At 59.2% G+C, this 17,943-nt stretch carries 15 protein-coding genes; 10 read left to right on the top strand and 5 right to left on the bottom strand.

All coding sequences use genetic code 11. The features are described from left to right. Positions 1-19: 19 nt before the first annotated feature. The 3 genes from WG936_RS03730 to recR all read left to right on the top strand — a co-directional run bounded on the left by WG936_RS03730 (position 20) and on the right by recR (position 3,247). On the top strand, positions 20-2,152 hold the full coding sequence (locus WG936_RS03730) for a DNA polymerase III subunit gamma and tau (RefSeq protein ID WP_339572149.1): 2,133 nt from the start codon (positions 20-22) through the stop codon (positions 2,150-2,152). Positions 2,153-2,240: 88 nt separating this feature from the next. Continuing rightward, the gene (locus tag WG936_RS03725; protein WP_339565088.1) at positions 2,241-2,570 is read left to right on the top strand and encodes a YbaB/EbfC family nucleoid-associated protein; all 330 of its coding nucleotides are present in this window, start codon (positions 2,241-2,243) and stop codon (positions 2,568-2,570) included. A 53-nt stretch (positions 2,571-2,623) separates the two neighbouring features. Beyond that, on the top strand, positions 2,624-3,247 hold the full coding sequence (gene recR, locus WG936_RS03720; RefSeq protein ID WP_339565087.1) for a recombination mediator RecR: 624 nt from the start codon (positions 2,624-2,626) through the stop codon (positions 3,245-3,247). 17 nt (positions 3,248-3,264) lie between these two features. On the opposite strand, the gene WG936_RS03715 is transcribed toward recR, so the two are convergent. The 4 genes from WG936_RS03715 to leuA all read right to left on the bottom strand — a co-directional run bounded on the left by WG936_RS03715 (position 3,265) and on the right by leuA (position 8,200). Further along, entirely contained in the window at positions 3,265-4,011 is a 747-nt protein-coding gene (locus WG936_RS03715; protein WP_339572148.1) for a type 1 glutamine amidotransferase, read from the bottom strand. Continuing rightward, positions 4,008-5,261, bottom strand: coding sequence for a Mur ligase family protein (locus tag WG936_RS03710; RefSeq protein WP_339572147.1), 1,254 nt, complete (start codon positions 5,259-5,261; stop codon positions 4,008-4,010). Before WG936_RS03710 ends, WG936_RS03715 begins: the two co-directional genes overlap by 4 nt. A 17-nt stretch (positions 5,262-5,278) precedes the next feature. After that, positions 5,279-6,331, bottom strand: coding sequence for a DNA polymerase III subunit epsilon (locus WG936_RS03705; RefSeq protein WP_339572146.1), 1,053 nt, complete (start codon positions 6,329-6,331; stop codon positions 5,279-5,281). A gap of 135 nt (positions 6,332-6,466) precedes the next feature. After that, entirely contained in the window at positions 6,467-8,200 is a 1,734-nt protein-coding gene (gene leuA, locus WG936_RS03700; RefSeq protein ID WP_339572145.1) for a 2-isopropylmalate synthase, read from the bottom strand. 195 nt (positions 8,201-8,395) lie between these two features. Between leuA and WG936_RS03695 the strand changes: the two genes are divergently transcribed. Both WG936_RS03695 and WG936_RS03690 read left to right on the top strand, forming a co-directional pair. Continuing rightward, positions 8,396-9,553: a hypothetical protein gene (locus WG936_RS03695; RefSeq protein ID WP_339572144.1), complete on the top strand. Its 1,158-nt coding sequence runs from the start codon at positions 8,396-8,398 to the stop codon at positions 9,551-9,553. Positions 9,554-9,743: 190 nt separating this feature from the next. Then, complete coding sequence (locus tag WG936_RS03690; protein WP_339572143.1) at positions 9,744-10,652, top strand: hypothetical protein; 909 nt, start codon at positions 9,744-9,746, stop codon at positions 10,650-10,652. Positions 10,653-10,822: 170 nt separating this feature from the next. Here WG936_RS03690 and WG936_RS03685 read toward each other — a convergent pair whose 3' ends face one another. Then, positions 10,823-11,665 (bottom strand): DMT family transporter, encoded by an 843-nt coding sequence (locus WG936_RS03685; protein ID WP_339572142.1) that lies wholly within the window; start codon positions 11,663-11,665, stop codon positions 10,823-10,825. Between the two features lie 134 nt (positions 11,666-11,799). Between WG936_RS03685 and WG936_RS03680 the strand changes: the two genes are divergently transcribed. The 5 genes from WG936_RS03680 (at position 11,800) to WG936_RS03660 (ending at position 17,943) form a co-directional block, all read left to right on the top strand. Then, positions 11,800-13,065 carry an aspartate kinase gene (locus WG936_RS03680; RefSeq protein ID WP_339565079.1) on the top strand — a complete coding sequence of 422 codons (1,266 nt, stop codon included), beginning with the start codon at positions 11,800-11,802 and terminating at the stop codon, positions 13,063-13,065. A gap of 85 nt (positions 13,066-13,150) precedes the next feature. After that, positions 13,151-14,179, top strand: coding sequence for an aspartate-semialdehyde dehydrogenase (locus WG936_RS03675; RefSeq protein ID WP_339572141.1), 1,029 nt, complete (start codon positions 13,151-13,153; stop codon positions 14,177-14,179). 497 nt (positions 14,180-14,676) lie between these two features. After that, complete coding sequence (locus WG936_RS03670; RefSeq protein WP_339572140.1) at positions 14,677-16,122, top strand: SpaH/EbpB family LPXTG-anchored major pilin; 1,446 nt, start codon at positions 14,677-14,679, stop codon at positions 16,120-16,122. 86 nt (positions 16,123-16,208) lie between these two features. Then, on the top strand, positions 16,209-17,165 hold the full coding sequence (locus WG936_RS03665) for a class C sortase (protein ID WP_339565076.1): 957 nt from the start codon (positions 16,209-16,211) through the stop codon (positions 17,163-17,165). Further along, on the top strand, positions 17,158-17,943 hold the full coding sequence (locus tag WG936_RS03660) for a SpaA isopeptide-forming pilin-related protein (RefSeq protein ID WP_339572139.1): 786 nt from the start codon (positions 17,158-17,160) through the stop codon (positions 17,941-17,943). The genes WG936_RS03665 and WG936_RS03660 overlap by 8 nt, the downstream gene beginning before the upstream one ends.

Below are 17,943 nucleotides of genomic sequence, written 5' to 3'. Positions count from 1 at the left end.
ACGCGGTAGTGTTTAGGGCGTGGCTCTTTATCGTAAGTATCGGCCGGCCAGCTTCGCAGAGGTTGTCGGCCAAGAACAGGTAACCCGACCGCTTTCCGTCGCACTGGATAGCGGAAGGATTAATCACGCCTACCTGTTTTCGGGGCCCCGCGGCTGTGGCAAGACTTCATCGGCGCGTATCTTGGCGCGTTCGCTCAACTGCGTCGAAGGGCCGACTAGCACCCCGTGCGGAGTCTGCCCATCTTGCGTCTCGCTCGCGCCGGGCGGACCAGGGAACCTTGATGTGACCGAGCTTGACGCTGCCTCCCATAACGGTGTTGAAGATATGCGTGAGCTGCGTGACCGTGCGTTTTACGCCCCTGCAGAGTCGCGCTATCGCGTGTTCATCATCGACGAAGCCCACATGATCACTAAGGAAGGCTCGAATGCCTTGCTGAAGATCGTGGAGGAGCCGCCGGAGCATCTGATCTTCATTTTCGCCACCACGGAGCCCGAGAAGGTCATCGGTACGATCCGTTCCCGCACGCACCACTACCCGTTCCGCTTGCTCACACCGCCGGACATGCGTGGTCTGCTGCAGCGCACCTGTAAATCCGAGGGCGTGACCGTGGCAGATGCGGTGTTCCCATTGGTCATTCGTGCTGGCGGTGGCTCTCCGCGTGATTCGCTTTCGATCCTGGATCAGCTTATCGCTGGTTCCGGGCCGGAGGGGCTCAGCTATGAGATGGCGGTGCCACTGCTGGGTGTTACTGATTCTTCCCTTATCGATTCCGCTATTTCTGCGGTGGCCGCTGGTGATCAGGCCGCGCTGTTTACCACCGTGGACGATGTCATCAACGCAGGCCATGACCCGCGTCGCTTCGCACACGACCTGCTCGACCGATTGCGCGACCTCATGGTGCTGCAAGCCGTACCCGATGCCATCTCCCTCGGCTTAGTCGATGTGCCTGCGGACCACCAGCCGATATTGGCCGAACAGGCAGCGCTTTTCGACGCCCGACGCCTTTCTTCTCTCGCCGCGATGGTCAATGACCAGGTGGATGAGCTGCGTGGTGCCACCTCGCCCCGCCTGCTCTTGGAGATCATGTGCGCCCGGATGATGCTATCGCTGTCTGCCCCGGCGGCAACCTCGGCCCCAGCACCTACCGATGCTTCGGCTGCGCCCGCCGAGGTTGGTGCTGCGCAAGGCGCGGCAAAATGGCGTGCCAAGCGCGAGGCTGCGAAAGCCGCAGCAAGTGCCACCACGACGGTGCAACCTGCTGCTCCAACTCAGCCGGTCCAGACCGCCCCTCCTGCGGAACCGGCGCAACCTGCCGCGCCGGAACCGACAGCACCGGTAGCGCCCGTAGCCCCCGTAGCTCAGCCACAGCCGACTGCAGATTCGAGCGATGTCATCCGTGCCAAATGGCAGGAAATCCGCAAGATCGTTGGGCAGCATAACCCGGTCGCTGAGATCATGCTCACCGAAGCAAAGGTGCTTGGGGTGCGGGACGGCGAGCTGCTCATCGGGCACAATACCGGCGCGCTCGCAGCTCGGCTGAACGCCGCTACAAACAACGCTGCGCTGACAAAAGCACTCAAGACCGTGACAAACCTGGACCTCACGGTGCGTGTTGAGGTGGGAACGAGTCCTGAGGCAATCGGTTTTGCGCGCGAGCCGCAGCGAGTTACCTGGAAGCCAGAGGAGACGAAACCAGCCGAAGAACCAGAGCCTGAGCCTGCCGCGGCACCAGCATCTGGTTGGGGCACACCTGCGCCGCTTGGCGGTGGGGAGCCGGAGGCTGTGGCCGTCGATAAGCCTGCCCAGAAGGCTCCGGAGCCGGTAGCAAAACCGAAACCGAAGTGGAAGGAAGCCGCTGAGCGGGGCCGGGAGGCGATGAAACACAGTTTCAGCGGTGGGGTGCCCTTGCCTCCGGAACCGGATGAAGCGGACGCCGAGCCAGAGTGGGCACCGCCGCCGGTCGAAGCTGCGCCATCCCCAGTGCCGCCTGCGGAACGTGCTGCTGTGCCGGCACAAGTTGAACAACCCGAGGACTCGGAAGAGGAAGAGATGATCGAGGCCGCCAGTGGCCCCGCAAACTATGATCATCGGGATGCCAAGACGATCGCGATGGATATGTTGCAATCCCAGCTTGGTGCTCGTCCCCTGTAGCTCTTCGCGCAGCAATGCCCAGATCGGCAGCGGTCTGGGGTTATCGCTAGACTAGTGGGGATTAATTAAAGCAACGAAAGGTTTTTAGATGTCTCAGCCAGATATGTCCCAGCTCATCGCCCAAGCCCAGCAGATGCAGGCTCAGCTGCAGCAGGCTCAGAACGAGCTCATCGCCTCCACCGTTGTGGGTGAGGCTGGCAACGGCCTAGTCAAGGTGACCCTGCAGGGCTCCGGCGACGTGACCGGTGTGGAGATTGATCCACAGGTCGTTGATCCTGAGGACGTAGACACTCTGCAGGACCTCGTTCAGGGCGCGTTCATGGATGCCCACCGCCAGATCGGCGAGCTCGCACAGCAGAAGATGGGTCCGCTGTCCCAGGGCATGGGTGGCGATCCTTTCGGTGGCATGCTCGGCTAAGCTTTAGGGCTTATCGACGTCCATTGTTTTACCACTAGAAAGCAGCTGCGCAGGTGTTTGAAGGCCCACTCCAAGATCTCATTGACGAGCTATCCAGGCTCCCCGGGGTTGGGCCCAAATCCGCGCAGCGCATTGCTTTCCACCTCCTTCAGGTAGAGCCTGAGGATATTTCGCGCTTGCAGTCAGCGCTGGATGCGGTGCGCGATGGCGTGACTTTCTGCCGCATCTGCTGCAATATCTCGCGTGAAGAACTCTGCCGCATCTGTGCTGATTCCGGCCGAGATTCCACCACCATTTGCGTGGTGGAGGAGCCCAAAGACATCCAGGTCATCGAGCGTACCGGCGAGTATCACGGTCGCTACCATGTACTTGGTGGGGCGCTGGATCCGCTGGCCAATGTTGGTCCCAAGGACCTCCACATCGCGCCGTTGTTGCAGCGTATTGCCGGTGTGCTGCCGGATACCTCTGACTCCGCACCAGATATTGCGGAGGTCATCTTGGCTACAGACCCGAATACCGAGGGCGAGGCCACAGCTTCCTATTTGGCGCGGTTGTTGCGTGATTTCCCGTCGCTGACCGTCTCGCGCTTGGCTTCCGGCATGCCGCTGGGCGGCGATCTCGAGTTTGTGGATGAGCTCACGCTCTCCCGCGCCCTGTCGGGGCGGCTGAAGATCTAACAGCCGCCCGCAGCCAATTAGCGCAGTCGCTCCGAGCGCAGTTGTGCCACCTCTGGCAACTCGAGAGGAGCGAGCTCGGCTAGCGAGATACCCATGGCCTGTGCCAGTAGTAGGTCTGCGAGCTGCGGATTTCGAGCCAGAACTGGGCCATGCATGTAGGTTGCCACCACATTTCCTTGGACCGCGCCTTCGGCCATCCGCTGCTTAGCTGCGGACTCCAGATCGGCGGCACCTACTTCATCGCAGTTGCCGACCCCTCGCGTGAGAGTACCCAGTGGGGCAGCGTCCGCACCCAGTACCGTTGCGCCCATGTGGTTTTCGAATCCGGTCAGTGGTTCGCTCAAATCCGCGGTGAAGCCAGCTCCCGTTGGGGTGGAGACTACTTCGCCGATGGCGCGTTTGCCGAGGGTGGAGGTGGTGGCATCGATGAGGCCGACGCCGTCGATAATGCGACCAGATGCGCGGAAGGATTCTCCGAGTACCTGCAGGCCAGCGCAAATGGCTAGGATAGGCCGCCCGGCTGCTGCAGCTCGCCGCAGTCCGCCATCAGTGATGAGATGCTCTGCCGCCAAAATCTGTGCGGTGTCCTCGCCGCCTCCGAGGCAGTATACGTCGAGGCCGGCGGGGACCGGCGTGCCGAGGCCGATCCGGACGATCTCAGCGTCGAGGTCACGCATGCGGGCGCGTTGACGCAGCACGAGGGCGTTGCCGTCATCGCCATAGGTTCCCAGCACATCGGGCAGAATGAGGCCAATGTTGATCATGACAGAGCCTTCTTAAGATCGCGGAAAGCGGTGTAGTTAGCTAGGACTTCAACTCGGCCCGGCGGGCAAGCGCGAATGGCTTCAATGGGGTCCTTGGACAGTGAATGCTCGATGGCGGCGTAAGTCAATCGGACGGCTAAGTCGGTGCCGCGTTCGCCGGCCGCGTGGACGAAGGAATCTTTGAAGTCCTCGAAGGAAACATCCCAGAGCCACGATAGGTCTTCGCCGTCGGCAACTTGCCCGTTGACCGCGATGACCAGGCCATCAGCAGTGCGATCCAGCATGGACAGGGCCTCTTGCCAACCGGCCGGATTCTTCGCCAGGATCATGTGGACTTCCCACTGCTCGAAGGAGATGGTGGAATAGCGGCCAGCCACGTTATCTACGGCCTCGGTGGCGGAGGTGGCCGATGCTAGCGGAATGTTGAAGGCTTCGGTTGCGCAGGCGATGGCCTGGGTGGCATTGCCGCGGTTGGCACGACCCGGGAGTTTCAGGGCGAGGGCGGTGGTGGTGCCGGCGTGTTCGATTCCGTCATCAGTGATGGCCCAGGTTGGGGTAGGGCGACGGAACTCGCGGCCGTCGGGAAGCTGCTTGGCGGCGTACCAGTCGTCTCCTTCCCGGATGATGTGGCCACCGGTACGCGGGCAACTCACGGAATCACCAGTCCATCCCGCGCCGGCCGCAACCCACACCACGTTGGGGGCATCAAAGGCGACAGAGGTGACGTGAACGTCATCGCAGTTCGCGATCACCATCATCTTAGGGTTGTCCGCTACCGCCTGGCGTAGCGTGCGCTCAATTTTATTGATCTCGCCGACGCGGTCTAGCTGGTCGCGGGTGAGGTTGAGCAGGACCAGCGCGCTGGGGCGCAGCCGCTTCGCGACGGCAGGAACGTGCAGCTCATCGCATTCCAGCACGATGTGGCTGGCTTCCTTGCCTTTGAGTAGCGCAGCGATGATGCCTGCGTCCATGTTGTCGCCGCCGTCATTGGTGGCAACCGTGTACTGCGAACGCAACGCCCCGACGAGCATGCGCGTGGTGGTGGACTTGCCATTCGTGCCAGTGACCAAAGCTACCGGACGGTTGTTGCCGAGTTGCTCCATGATTGTTGGATCGATTGCGCCTGCGATGAGGCCACCGATCATGCCGCCGGCGCCACGGCCGGTGGCTTGAGACGCCCTGGTAGCAGCGCCTGCAGCCGTCATTGCGAGCGCCGTGCGGGCGCGTGCGAGGGGAGCGGGAAGTTTCATGGGGAAGATTCTAGTCGCTAGGAAGCCGATTGCTCGCACAGTGACAGGAACTCCGCGTCGGGAATCAGTGGGATCTGCTTGCGGTCCGCGTGCATCGCCTTGCCACGCAGCACTGAGGTGCGGTTGCACACCAACAAGCTGGTTTGGCGAGTCACCTTCTCGTTGTATTTCAGGCCGGCAGCCACGCCTTGGGCGATGATGACATCGGGGTCCAGCTCGATGTCCGGGCTGACCACGAATTCCATCCCGGCCTTCAGGCCGTGGTCTGGGGTGAATGTGCCGGGGTTTTCAGTCGTGGCGGCGGCTTCCATGGCGTCGACACGCACGATGGAGCGTTGCAGACCGAATCTATCGGCGCGCAGGGTGCTGGGGTCGTATGATGCAATCTGCCCGCGCGCAACCTCGGCCTCATAAATATCCACGATGAGTTCAGCGGTCTCCTGGGAAGTCGCCGTCGCGGGCTGCTGGGCGCGCGCCACGGATGCGATAGGAGAAGGCGCATCGATTCCTAGTTCCTTGGCTACTGCGCGTACCCGCGAGTCCTCCAGCGGCAGCCCGAGGCGCCGTGCGGAGGCCAGCGTATCGATAAGCGCAATGGGGCGGGGAGGTCTGCCGACGCGACGACGTCCGCGACGATTCCGGTTCCGGTTCCGCTGGCGGCGTTGCATTGTTCGCAACGCCGACTTGGCTTCACCTAGGACGAAACCCCAGGTGCGGGGGACGTTATGCATGATGAGAGTGCGCCCGTCCAACAACGTGTTGATCTTGCGCAGCGAACGCTCTACGGTGCGGGCTTGCTCGAATTCCGCATCGGTGATGCCGTGGAGATGGCGGGGACCGGTGTCGCCGTCGGGATTGAAAATCTCAAAGTATTCATCCACGATCTCGCCCTCGGGGGTGAGAGTCAGGATGGTTAAGGAGACCATGCGGGAGGTCGAGGGGTGGATCCCGGTGGCTTCCACGTGCACGACGGCATAGGGGGCGGCGGCGATGGCGGCTTCGCGCTCCTCGCGGCGCGCCTGTTTCGCAGCCTCGCGCTCCTCCGGGGTTTGGGTGTCTTGAGTAGTCATTAGTTACACATCGTAGACGGGAAAGAGAGCTTTGCTGCCCTTATGTCGGAAAACACCCCGCTTACCGGTGAAACCCGCACTGCTAAACGCGCGGATATCACCGAAGCGGGGCAGGATCCCTCAAATTGGTGGGCGCTAAGCCCGGTTCACTGCGGAGACGATCGCCTTCAGCGATGCCTCAGTGATATTGGAATCAATGCCTACGCCCCAAGCTTCAGAGTTGCCAACTGTGGCAAAGACGAAAGCGGCTGCTTCGGCATCATCGCCGGCAGTGCGAGCATGCTGAGAGTATTCCTGCACTTCTACATCAATGCCGATGGATTCCAGCGCGTGTGCGAACGCCGCGACGGGGCCGTTGCCGGTGCCTGAGATTTCGCGGCGGTTGCCGTCGATAAGCACGGTGGCGGTGACGTGCGCGCCGTCGACGTGGATGGATTCCAGTACCAAGTGCTCAGAACGATCCAAGTACTCAGTGGCAAAAATGTCCCACATGTTCTTGGAGTTAATCTCCCCGCCCTCAGCATCAGTGACGGCTTGTACCACTGAGGAGAACTCCACCTGCATCGGTCGCGGCAGTTCCATGCCGTGGTCGGTCTTCATGATGTAGGCGACACCGCCCTTGCCGGACTGGCTGTTCACACGAATCACAGCTTCGTAAGAACGGCCGACATCCTTCGGGTCGATCGGCAGGTACGGAACCTCCCAGGTGTTGTCGTTGCGAGCTTGCATCGCTTCCAGCCCCTTGTTGACGGCATCCTGGTGAGAGCCGGAAAAGGCGGTGAAAACCAGGTCGCCGCCGTAAGGGTGGCGCTCAGGAACTCGCAGCTGGTTGCAGTACTCCACGGTGCGACGAATCAGGTCAATGTCTGAGAAGTCCAGGCACGGGTCCACACCTTGAGTCAGCATATTCAGCCCCAGTGTGACCAGGCAGACGTTGCCGGTACGCTCGCCGTTGCCGAAGAGGCAGCCTTCGATGCGATCGGCGCCAGCCAGGTATCCCAGCTCCGCAGTGGCGACACCGGTGCCGCGGTCATTGTGCGGGTGCAGGGACAGGATGATGGATTCGCGATTATTCAGGTTTCGGGACATCCACTCGATGGAATCTGCGTAGACATTCGGAGTGGTCATCTCCACCGTGGAGGGCAGATTGATGATGATCGGGTTGTCCGGGGTGGGCTGCATGACGGCGGTGACGGCGTCGCAGACTTCCTTTGCGTATTCGACCTCGGTGCCGGTGTAGGACTCCGGGGAGTATTCCCAGCGCCAGTTGGTGTCGGGGTAGTCCTGGGCGATCGTTTTGATCAGCTCTGCGGCATCGGTGGCCAGCTGCTTGATGGCCTCCTTTTCCTTTCGGAACACCACCTCTCGCTGCAGGATCGAGGTGGAATTGTAAAAGTGCACGATCACGTTCTTTGCGCCGGCGCAGGCTTCGAAGGTGCGGCGGATTAGATGTTCGCGTGCCTGCACCAATACCTGGATGGTGACGTCTTCCGGGATCATGTTCTGCTCGATGATCTCGCGCACGAAATCAAAGTCGGTCTGGGACGCGGACGGGAAGCCGACCTCGATTTCCTTGAATCCCATGTTCACCAGCAGGTTAAACATGCGGCGCTTGCGCTCGGGGCTCATCGGGTCAATCAGTGCTTGGTTGCCATCGCGCAGATCCACCGCGCACCACTGCGGGGCCTTGGTGATGCGCTGCTCCGGCCACGTGCGGTCAGGAAGCTGGAAATCTTGGACCTCTACGTCATAGGGCTGGTAGCGGTCACTTGGCATGGCCGATGGGCGCTGCCTATTCCAGGCGGGCTGGTCGGCGGGGATTTCGCCGCTAGGTTTGGTCAGCTGAGCGGGTGCGGAGATGAATGACATAGCTAAATTCCTCGAGTGGGTTCAGGTGGGGCGTGGCTGGCAACGACAAACTCCGCGACGGGGCGCCGGCCACATCTCGTTGACCTAAAGCCCGCCGCGGCAAAGAAGGAGGAATGCTCGCTGCATGTAATGCACGCTACCGCAAACTGTGCCCTGCGTCATCGGTTTTTGTGGATTGGGTTAGGCTTGATAACTATGGTCGTCGAAAATGCAGCCTCTGTGCCCGCACGGAAGAAAGTGGGCTTCACCAGCAGCAACATGCTGGCTGACTGGGGGCTGGCGGCCGCCGTTTTTGCGGGGGTAACCGCGATCCGACTCTTTGTTGTACACCTGCTTGCCGACGCCAAGGGGATCCCCCTCGACAGAGTGCTCACCCGCTGGGATGCAGTCCATTACATCGGAGTGGCCAACGGCGGCTACTTCGAGAACATGGACCCGAATGCGCTCGATGGTTACCAGGCACGCCTCGCATTCTTTCCGCTCTTCCCCCTGCTGCTGCGCACCGTGCGTGAGGTCACGGGGCTCGATTTCTTGGGAGCAGCACTTCTAGTCAATGCCATTGCCGGTACCGCGATGGTCGCTGCCGTCATAGCGATCGCCAGGTACATGGGCGCCGGAACGTGGGGCGCGGCTGCTGCGGGAGTTCTCCTTGCCGGTGCCCCCATGAGTCTCACCTACAACATGCCCTACACCGAAGCGCTGTTCGCAGCCTTCGCCTATTGGGCGCTGTGGGCGATGCTCAGCCACCGGTGGGTGCTAGCTGGAGGGCTAGTGTTTTTCACCTGCCTCACCCGAATAACAGGCGTTGACCTGTGGCTTGTGTTCTTCATCGCAGTGATCGTGTACGCGCTCAAAGATTGGCGCGCTTGGCTTGGCGTCGTGCTGTCCCCCCTCGGCATGGTCGCTTATCTTCTCTTCGCGAACTCGTATACCGCCGATGTTGGCGGCTACTTCGGGTTACAAGAAAAGGGCTGGGGATCCGCCTTTGACTTCGGTGTGGCCTCCCTGGATTTCCTGTCCTGGGCATTCAACCGGAACAGTGATTCCTGGCTGATAGTGGTCGGACTCGCGATGATTGTTGCCGCTCTTTCGGTGGTGCTCACATTCCGTAAAGTGCCCTGGCTGGTCTGGCTCTTCGCAGCCGGTGTCACGGCTAACGTGCTGCTTTCCGACGGCACCATCACCTCACGCCCGCGCCTATTACTTCCGGCGATCATTTGTCTCCTGCCACTGGCAATTGGCGCTGCACGCTCCTTTGACCGGCTGCGCCTTGCCCTGCTGGCAGTTTCTTGGGTGGTCTTTGGCGCTGTGATTTCGGTGCACCCGTTGATCGCGACGGTGTGGGCCATCTAGCGGGCGGCTGCTTTCTCGCGAAAGTCGGATCATGAAAGTCGGATTTCGGGCCGGATGCTGCCAACGTTGAGGCCTGACACGCCTAAAACTCCCGAAATCCGACTTTCATGATCCGACTAACGTTGCGCAGCACTGTACCTCGGCGCTGAACTCCCATAAGCTGTGGTCACAATGAGACCGGGGGGGAATCATGAAGTTTATTGACCGCAGGAAAATGAATCTGGGGGAGAGCTCGTTCTGGCGGGGAGTCAATGCTGGGGACGTCGTGAAGCTTGCGGGCCACATATACGCCGACCCAAAGGCTTACGGGTCGCTTGCGCCGTGGGATCGTGCGCGGGCAGAGGCTGTCGCTGCGGGTATGAGCAGTTCGAAGGCGGTGGTGTGTGGTCTGTCTGCCGCCAGTCTTTGGGGGTTGCCGGTGCTGTCCTATCGAGGACCGACAGAGTTGATCCTGCCAGGTAATAGGAAGCCTTCTGCGCGATCGAAGTGGCCGAAATCAGTGGTGTATCGCTCGAACTACCTGCCCGAGCAGGCGATCACCTGGCATTTTGGGGTGCGGGTGACCACTCTCGCCCGTACGGTGATTGATTCCGCACGTTGGCACAGTTTTGCGCAGGCATTGGCGATAGCGGATGGATTCATGAATCGTGAGGCACAGGCGCGTCGGGTATTGCAGGACGAGCTGGGCACGATTGGCCACACCAAAGGTGTGAGCAGGGTTAGAAGAGTTGTGAATGAGGCTCGCTCCAAGATCGGATCCGCAGCTGAGTCTTGGGCGCGGGCGCAACTGCTCGAGTCGGATATTCAGTACGCGTCTTTGTTAACGCAGCAGGATTTCATGACGAAGGGAGAGCGCTTCGTTGTGGACATGGTGCTGGATGGTTGGCTGGTCATTGAGGTAGATGGCGCGATCAAGTATTCCGGCAGCTACGGGCCGGAGGAATTGGTGCTTGCGGAGCAGGTACGTCGCGAACGAGAGTTGGTGCGGCTCGGGCTCTCAGTTTTCCGAGTCGATTGGGGGATGCTCCGGGAAGGGCGGTTCATTCCGGAACTGCGGGACTATTTGGCCCGCGCTTCTCGACGCCCGCTGTACCCCTAACCCGGTAGCCTGCGCCTTCGGTTCGGTGGCTACGCCTTCTCGTGAAAGTCGGATCATGAAAGTCGGATTTCGGCAGTAATCGGGTCGGGGACCGCTATTTGCAAGACTGTGGCCCCGAAATCCGACTTCCATGATCCGACTTCGAGCCATAGCGGACTGCAAGCACAGCGTTAACCAACCTCGCGCCGGGACAACATCACGGTGGCGAAGATCATGGACACCAGCGCGAGGGCCATCCACAACCATTCGAGGTCAGTGGCTTGGAACTTCTCACCCAGCACCAGATAGGACAAAGAGAACGCTACGACGGGTTCGGCGCTCTTCATCGCGGGCAGGGAGTTTTTCAGGGCTCCGGCGTTAAACGACGACTGCTGGACGATGGTGCCGAGCGTCGATGCTGCAATCAGTGCGTAGAGCTCCCAGTTGTTCAATAGGCCAATTACTCCCTGGAGCACGAAGATGTCTGCCACTGCCTTTGAGAACACGCTCACGTAGCCAAAGACCGCGCCCGTGACGATTCCGAGGATCAGCGCCTTTTCTCGCCTGATCTGGCGCGCAGCGAAGCGATCGAGTGTGAACAGGGCTAGGGCGCCGACGCCGACAGGAATGAACCAGCGCTCGAGAGGCGGGTGCGAGATGCCGGGCAGGGGGCGTCCGAGAAGGACGAGGATGGTCACTGCGAGGGTAAGAACTGTGGACCACGACATCTCTGAGACGGTGATGCGCCGGCCGTCGTAACGCGCGGAGAGGGGGAGAGTGAACATCAGCGACATCACCAAAATGGGCTGTACCACCAGCAATGGCCCAAAACCGAGGGCTACCACTTGTAGGAAGTAGGCGATGATGGCCGTGGACATGCCAGCCCACCAGAGGGGGCGTTTCATTGCGGAGAGGATTGGCGATTTCCCGCCTTGAGGTGCAGCTTCGGCGATGCGGTGGCGCACAACAGTCCCCCACGCGATGGTGAGGGCTGAGAGTAGTGCGAAGAGCACCGCCAGAAGGTTATTTTGCACGCATTCTAGGGTACTGGAAAATGGGAAAATCCCGGTACAGGCATTGATTAACTAAATGTTAACTAACGTAAGGATTGCTTAAAAAGGTGGACGCGGTACGATAGTTTCCAACGGATAAGGAAAGGTGGCGACGCATGGCACTCATAGTGCAAAAGTACGGTGGCTCTTCGCTAGAGTCCGCAGAACGGATTCGGGCGGTGGCGGAGCGGATTGTCGCTACCAAGAAGGCTGGTAATGATGTCGTAGTTGTGTGCTCCGCGATGGGGGACACGACCGATGAGCTGCTCGATCTTGCCGCCCAGGTGAACCCAGTGCCTCCAGCGCGTGAGATGGATATGCTGCTCACTGCCGGCGAGCGCATCTCGAATGCCCTGGTGGCAATGGCTATTGAGTCATTCGGCGCGAAGGCGCAGTCCTTTACTGGTTCTCAAGCAGGCGTCATTACTACGGAGCGTCATGGCAATGCGCGAATCGTCGACGTGACTCCGGGGCGCGTGCGGGAAGCTCTCGACGAAGGCAAGATCTGCCTCGTCGCTGGTTTCCAGGGTGTCAACCGCGAGTCCAAGGACGTGACCACCCTGGGTCGTGGCGGTTCCGACACCACTGCCGTCGCCCTCGCAGCTGCGTTGCGGGCCGACGTCTGTGAAATCTATTCCGACGTCGACGGGGTCTACACCGCCGATCCACGCATCGTCCCTAACGCACGCAAGCTTGATCAACTGTGCTTTGAGGAGATGCTGGAACTCGCGGCCGTCGGCTCGAAGATTCTTGTCCTGCGCAGCGTTGAGTATGCCCGCGCATTCAACGTGCCGATGCGCGTCCGTTCGTCGTATAGCAATGACCCCGGCACCCTTATCGCCGGATCTATGGAGGAAATCCCAGTGGAAGAAGCAATCCTGACCGGCGTCGCCACCGACAGTTCCGAAGCAAAGGTCACCATCCTCGGCATTCCAGATTCGCCAGGTGCTGCAGCAACCGTGTTCCGCGCGATTGCCGACGCCGAAATCAACATTGACATGGTGCTGCAGAACATCTCCTCGGTGGAAGACGGCAAGACCGACATCACTTTTACCTGCCCTCGCTCTGATGGCCCGCGCGCCATGGAACTCCTCAAGACGCTTCAGACTCAAGAGGGCTGGGAAAATGTGTTGTATGACGACCAGGTCGGCAAGGTTTCCCTTGTTGGCGCCGGTATGAAGTCTCACCCGGGGGTTACCGCGACATTCTGCGAGGCGCTGCGCGACAAGGACATCAATATGGAGCTCATCTCGACCTCCGAGATCCGCATCTCTGTCCTGATTCGCGAGTCGGAGTTGCCAGAAGCCGCTCGCGCGCTCCACGAAGCTTTCGAGCTTGGGGGCGAAGAGGAAGCCACTGTCTACGCTGGTAGTGGTCGCTAATTACCGTCTCGAACTTCCATACTCAGCTGGCCAAAACCTTGCAGCATCTGAAGATGGAAATCCCGCATCCTAGAAAGGCTTTCCCATGACTGTCGTCGCAGTTGTCGGCGCAACCGGCCAAGTCGGTCGCGTCATGCGCACGCTCCTCGAGGAGCGCAATTTCCCTTGTGATCAGGTTCGCTTCTTCGCTTCCGCTCGTTCGGCGGGATCGACGTTGCCGTTCCGTGGCACCGATGTAGTAGTTGAAGATTTGGCGCTGGTGACTGAGGAGTCGCTGCAAGGCATTGATATTGCATTGTTCTCCGCAGGTGGGGCTACTTCTAAGCAGTACGCGCCTATTTTCGCTGCTGCCGGTGCCACCGTGGTGGACAATTCCTCCGCGTGGCGCAAGGATGATGAGGTTCCGCTCATCGTCTCTGAGGTCAACCCCGTGGTGGTTCGTGAGCTGAAGAAGGGCATCATCGCCAACCCGAATTGCACCACGATGGCAGCGATGCCGGTGCTAAAGCCATTGCATGACCGTGCTGGGCTTGAACGCCTGCACGTGTCCTCCTATCAAGCAGTTTCCGGTTCCGGCGTGGCGGGCGTAGCTGCATTGGCTAGCCAGGTGGCGGGTATGTCTGATTCAACCGTGCTGGCTCATGATGGTTCCGCCTTGGCTCCTGAAGATTTGGGCCCGTATGTGGCTCCGATTGCCTTCAACGCCCTGCCCTTTGCCGGCAACCTTGTCGACGACGGCTCCCTCGAGACCGATGAAGAGCAGAAGCTTCGCAATGAGTCTCGCAAGATCCTCAACATCCCTGATCTTAAGGTGGCGGGAACCTGCGTGCGGGTGCCAGTGTTCACGGGACACACTCTAACGATCCATGCCGAGTTTGCACGAGCAATCACGGTGGAGGAGGCCGCGCAGCTGCTTGTCGACGCCCCCGGCGTCGAGGTTGTGGACGTGCCTACCCCGCTGATGGCCGCGGGTAAGGATCCTTCCTTCGTGGGACGCATCCGTCAAGATCAGTCCGTCGACGATAATCGAGGCCTCGTTCTCGTGGTGGCTGGGGACAACCTCCGCAAGGGTGCTGCCCTGAATACGATTCAGATCGCTGAACTACTGGTTTAAGCTTCTCCACTTTCTTAACCCCCTGACGCCAACCCTCAGAAACTTTGAGGACTGACGTCAGGGGGTTTCTGTGTTTAAGCAGGCTTGTTTCTGTGCTGAAACTCAGGAAACTGAGGTAGAAGATGTGAAGCAGGCAGGAGAAGGGCACGATTACCCCCATATGCGGGCAGGTTGCCACCCTATTAATTTGATGCAAATTGGCTATCAATTGGTGACGAATCTGCATCTTACAGGGCAAATAGGCTAAGGGTAATTGCCGAATACTTAACTTTGTAAGGAATTCGGTAAGGGTATTCTCATGAAACTACTTTTGAGGTTAGAATCATCAATATGCCAGTAAAGAGTTGGCGCTAGGGGATCCCAGCAGGGGTTTCTTAAGGGTGGAGTCCAGCAAAGCAGCCGATTTCTTCGGTTTAGCAGCTAGGAACGACCACAAAGCTCATTATTGTGTTCTACAAGAACTGTAGAACAACTCTGTCGTTTCAAAGAAAGAAACCATGATTAAGAATTCCGTCGCACTCCGCAGTGCTACCGCAGCTGCAGTTGTTGGGCTTACATTTGGCTTAAGTGTCCCGGTCGCCTTCGCGCAGACCGCACCGGTAGCTGCGGGAAATATTGATTTCGCCAAAACTGGCTCCATCAACATTCATAAGCGACTCGGCGCTGAGGGGCAAGATAACAACTCTGGCACTCCAATGGCCCCAGCTCCTGGTGCTGATTTGCCTGCCGATCTGCAGGGCAAGGTTTCCTTCAAGGTGGAACAGCTCGACTTTGATCTGGCAAAGGACTTCGCGGCCGCATCAAAGGCAACCGTCGATTCACCGTTGAAGTCGGGTGGCTACTCCAGCCAGAAGAGCGTCGCTGAAGGTACAAACTTCGCTAACCTGCCGATCGGCGTCTACCGGGTCACCGAGGTTGTCGACCCTTCAGTAACCACCCTGGTGCCGTCTCAACCGTTCGTCGTGTTTGTGCCTACAACGAATCCTGGCGGCACGGGCTGGAATTACGATGTCAACGTTTACCCGAAGAACTCGCAGGTTGACGTAAGTAAGACGGTGAAGGACGACGACAAGCAGGTAGGCGATATGATCTCCTACACCATCACGGGTCAAGCGCCACAGTTCTCTAAGGAAAAGCCACTATCCAAGTTCTGGTTTAAAGATACTCTGGACGTGCGCACCCAGTTTGACCAGGCAAACGCTGAAATCTCCGTCAAGACCGCTAGCGGTGTTGACTTGGGCGCCGGAGACTACACGGTTGCTGCAACTGGTACCCCACAGGTCTTGCAGGTTGAGCTGACTGATTCCGGCCTTGCGAAGGTCAAGCCTGGCGAGATCGTGTCCTTGACCTTCAGCGTCAAGGTACTTCCCAGCGGTGACGCTAGCGATATTGATGTGGTGAACAACGCAACGGTGATCACCAATAATCCAAACGGTGGTTCGGACATCGAAAACACTACAAACGATGTCACGACCTACTACGGAAAGCTGAAGATCGTTAAGACTGACGCCAATGGTGACAAGCCGCTGGCTGGAGCAAAGTTCCAGGTTATCAAGTGTGGCACCACCACTCCGATCGCTGTCAATGGCATCTCAGAGTTTGCTACGGGAGAAGACGGCACCATCACGATTGATGGCCTGCACGTTACCGATGTGGCAGACAATGCGACTGACACCTCTCCGTCCACCTTCTGCCTCCTGGAGACCAAAGCGCCTGAAGGCTATGCCAAGCAAGATGGTGAAATCCAGGTGGGTGACTTTGATTCCAAGACAGTTGAAAGCGCTCCAGAAAATACCATCTCTGTTGCGGTGAAGAACGTCCGCTCGGAAACTCCTAACCTGCCACTTACTGGTGGCGCGGGTATCGGTGTCCTGGCCGCGATCGGTGCGGCGCTGGTCGGTGCCGGTGCATGGTTTGCACGTCGCAACTCCAACAAGGGCTAATCACAGCCTTTTCCGCTCACGATGAGGCGGCCGTCCTGGTCGCCTCATCTGCACTTATCATCCGAAACCGACAAGAGTGATACATCATGACGCTAAGCACTGAGGCTCCACAGCCGGCAGTCGAGGGTAGCGGGCATGCCAAGCGCGACCTAAAGTCCATTGTGGTGCCCGCAGTCCTTGTGCTGCTCGGAGTCTTGGTGCTGATGTATCCGGTAGTTGCTACCCAGTGGAACAACATTGAACAGCAACGTGTGGCCGATGAGTATGCGAAATTTGAAGAAGAGACCGATCCTACCCAGCTGAACAAGATGCTGGAGGATGCTCGCAAGTACAACGAAGGCCGGAAAACTGGTCCGATCCTTGATCCTTGGCTTGCTCAAATCGCAAAGGATAATCAGGACTACCGGATGTACGAAGAGCAGCTCAACCAACATCCAATTATGGCGCGTTTGGTCGTCACGACAGGACAGATCAATCTGCCGATCTACCACGGCACAGAGGACGACACGTTGCAAAAGGGTGTCGGGCATCTCTTCGGATCAGACCTGCCGGTAGGCGGCAGCGGATCGCACACAGTGCTCACGGGTCATACCGGACTGTCTAATGCCACGCTCTTTGACAACCTGAAGGAAGTCAAAGAAGGTGATGCCATCTACGTTCAGGTCTCCGGCGAAAAGCTCAAATATCGGGTGGATCAGGTCAAGGTCGTGCTCCCGGAAGTCACCGAGGATCTGCGACCCGAAGAAGGCAAAGACTTGATCACCCTGGTGACGTGCACACCTTATGGCATTAACTCGCATCGTCTCCTGGTCCGCGGACACCGCGTTGACCTGGATCCTGAGGATCTCAAAGCGATTGAAAACGCCGAGGGATCGCAGTGGCAGTGGTGGATGTGGGCTCTCGTCGCTGGTGCGATTGCGGTGGCAGCCGCACTGTTGTACTGGCTGCGTAAAGAGCTGAAGAAGGAGCACGCTGAATCCCACGGCGTATCCGCGATGGATCTCATCCGGAAGTATGAGTTGGAGGGCGAGGGCCATGAATAGGAGCATCGCAGTTGCGGCCGCAGTCACCATCGCGGCACTAGGAATCACGCCAGCACTCGCGGACGTTGTCACAGTAACCGGTAGCATTTCTGGGCTCGAAGTGGCAGAGACCGCCCAGTGCGGTGCCATCGATGTCACCATGGTGGTCAACCGGACTCGCCCTCATGACGTCATCGAAGGCACTACGTTCACCCTCGACAAGGTCTCCGGCATCGATCTGGCCACGCAGGCAGGCTGGGACGAGGTAAAAGGAATGGACGTCGATAAGGTGCGCGATGCCCACAAAGACGGCTCCTGGCACGCCACTACCGACGCTACCGGCCATGCCTACTTCACCGGGCTGCCCATCGGCGCGTACTACGTTTCCGCCACCGTGCCTAACGACGGCAACCATTTGAAGCCCCAGGAGTTCATCATCACGTTGCCGACCGGTAGCAATGAAGGCTGGAACTGCACACCGATCATCAACGCGAAATTTGAACCAGTTCCCAGCACTACTACGCCAAGCACAACAACTCCTGACTACCCACCTTTCGATCCCAAAAATCCCGATACCTCCACGCCAGGCACACCACCACCAACCACGACGCCAACCGATGAGGTGGGCGGAATTCACAATGCCCCGAACGGAGGCGGAGACCCCAGGCAAGATCAGGTGCTCGGCATTAGCCGCGCATTGGCAACTACCGGTGCAGCAGTAATCGGAGTTTTCGCGGCAGCTGTGGCCCTTATGGTGATCGGTATCTTCCTGGTCCGTCGGCGAAAGAACGAACGTTAA

The organism is Corynebacterium sp. H127 (assembly GCF_037482665.1).
Classification (GTDB): Bacteria; Actinomycetota; Actinomycetes; order Mycobacteriales; family Mycobacteriaceae; genus Corynebacterium.
Note: the sequence above shows the minus strand (reverse complement) of the source record. Positions and strands in the feature narration are given on the sequence as shown.

Excerpts from the sequence above, each read along its gene's own strand:
- WG936_RS03725 (WP_339565088.1), top strand. The coding sequence starts at position 2,241 with ATGTCTCAGCCAGATATGTCCCAGCTCATCGCCCAAGCCCAGCAGATG.
- WG936_RS03715 (WP_339572148.1), bottom strand. The coding sequence starts at position 4,011 with ATGATCAACATTGGCCTCATTCTGCCCGATGTGCTGGGAACCTATGGC.
- WG936_RS03710 (WP_339572147.1), bottom strand. The coding sequence starts at position 5,261 with ATGAAACTTCCCGCTCCCCTCGCACGCGCCCGCACGGCGCTCGCAATG.
- WG936_RS03705 (WP_339572146.1), bottom strand. The coding sequence starts at position 6,331 with ATGACTACTCAAGACACCCAAACCCCGGAGGAGCGCGAGGCTGCGAAA.
- leuA (WP_339572145.1), bottom strand. The coding sequence starts at position 8,200 with ATGTCATTCATCTCCGCACCCGCTCAGCTGACCAAACCTAGCGGCGAA.
- WG936_RS03695 (WP_339572144.1), top strand. The coding sequence starts at position 8,396 with ATGGTCGTCGAAAATGCAGCCTCTGTGCCCGCACGGAAGAAAGTGGGC.
- WG936_RS03690 (WP_339572143.1), top strand. The coding sequence starts at position 9,744 with ATGAAGTTTATTGACCGCAGGAAAATGAATCTGGGGGAGAGCTCGTTC.
- WG936_RS03680 (WP_339565079.1), top strand. The coding sequence starts at position 11,800 with ATGGCACTCATAGTGCAAAAGTACGGTGGCTCTTCGCTAGAGTCCGCA.
- WG936_RS03675 (WP_339572141.1), top strand. The coding sequence starts at position 13,151 with ATGACTGTCGTCGCAGTTGTCGGCGCAACCGGCCAAGTCGGTCGCGTC.
- WG936_RS03670 (WP_339572140.1), top strand. The coding sequence starts at position 14,677 with ATGATTAAGAATTCCGTCGCACTCCGCAGTGCTACCGCAGCTGCAGTT.
- WG936_RS03665 (WP_339565076.1), top strand. The coding sequence starts at position 16,209 with ATGACGCTAAGCACTGAGGCTCCACAGCCGGCAGTCGAGGGTAGCGGG.
- WG936_RS03660 (WP_339572139.1), top strand. The coding sequence starts at position 17,158 with ATGAATAGGAGCATCGCAGTTGCGGCCGCAGTCACCATCGCGGCACTA.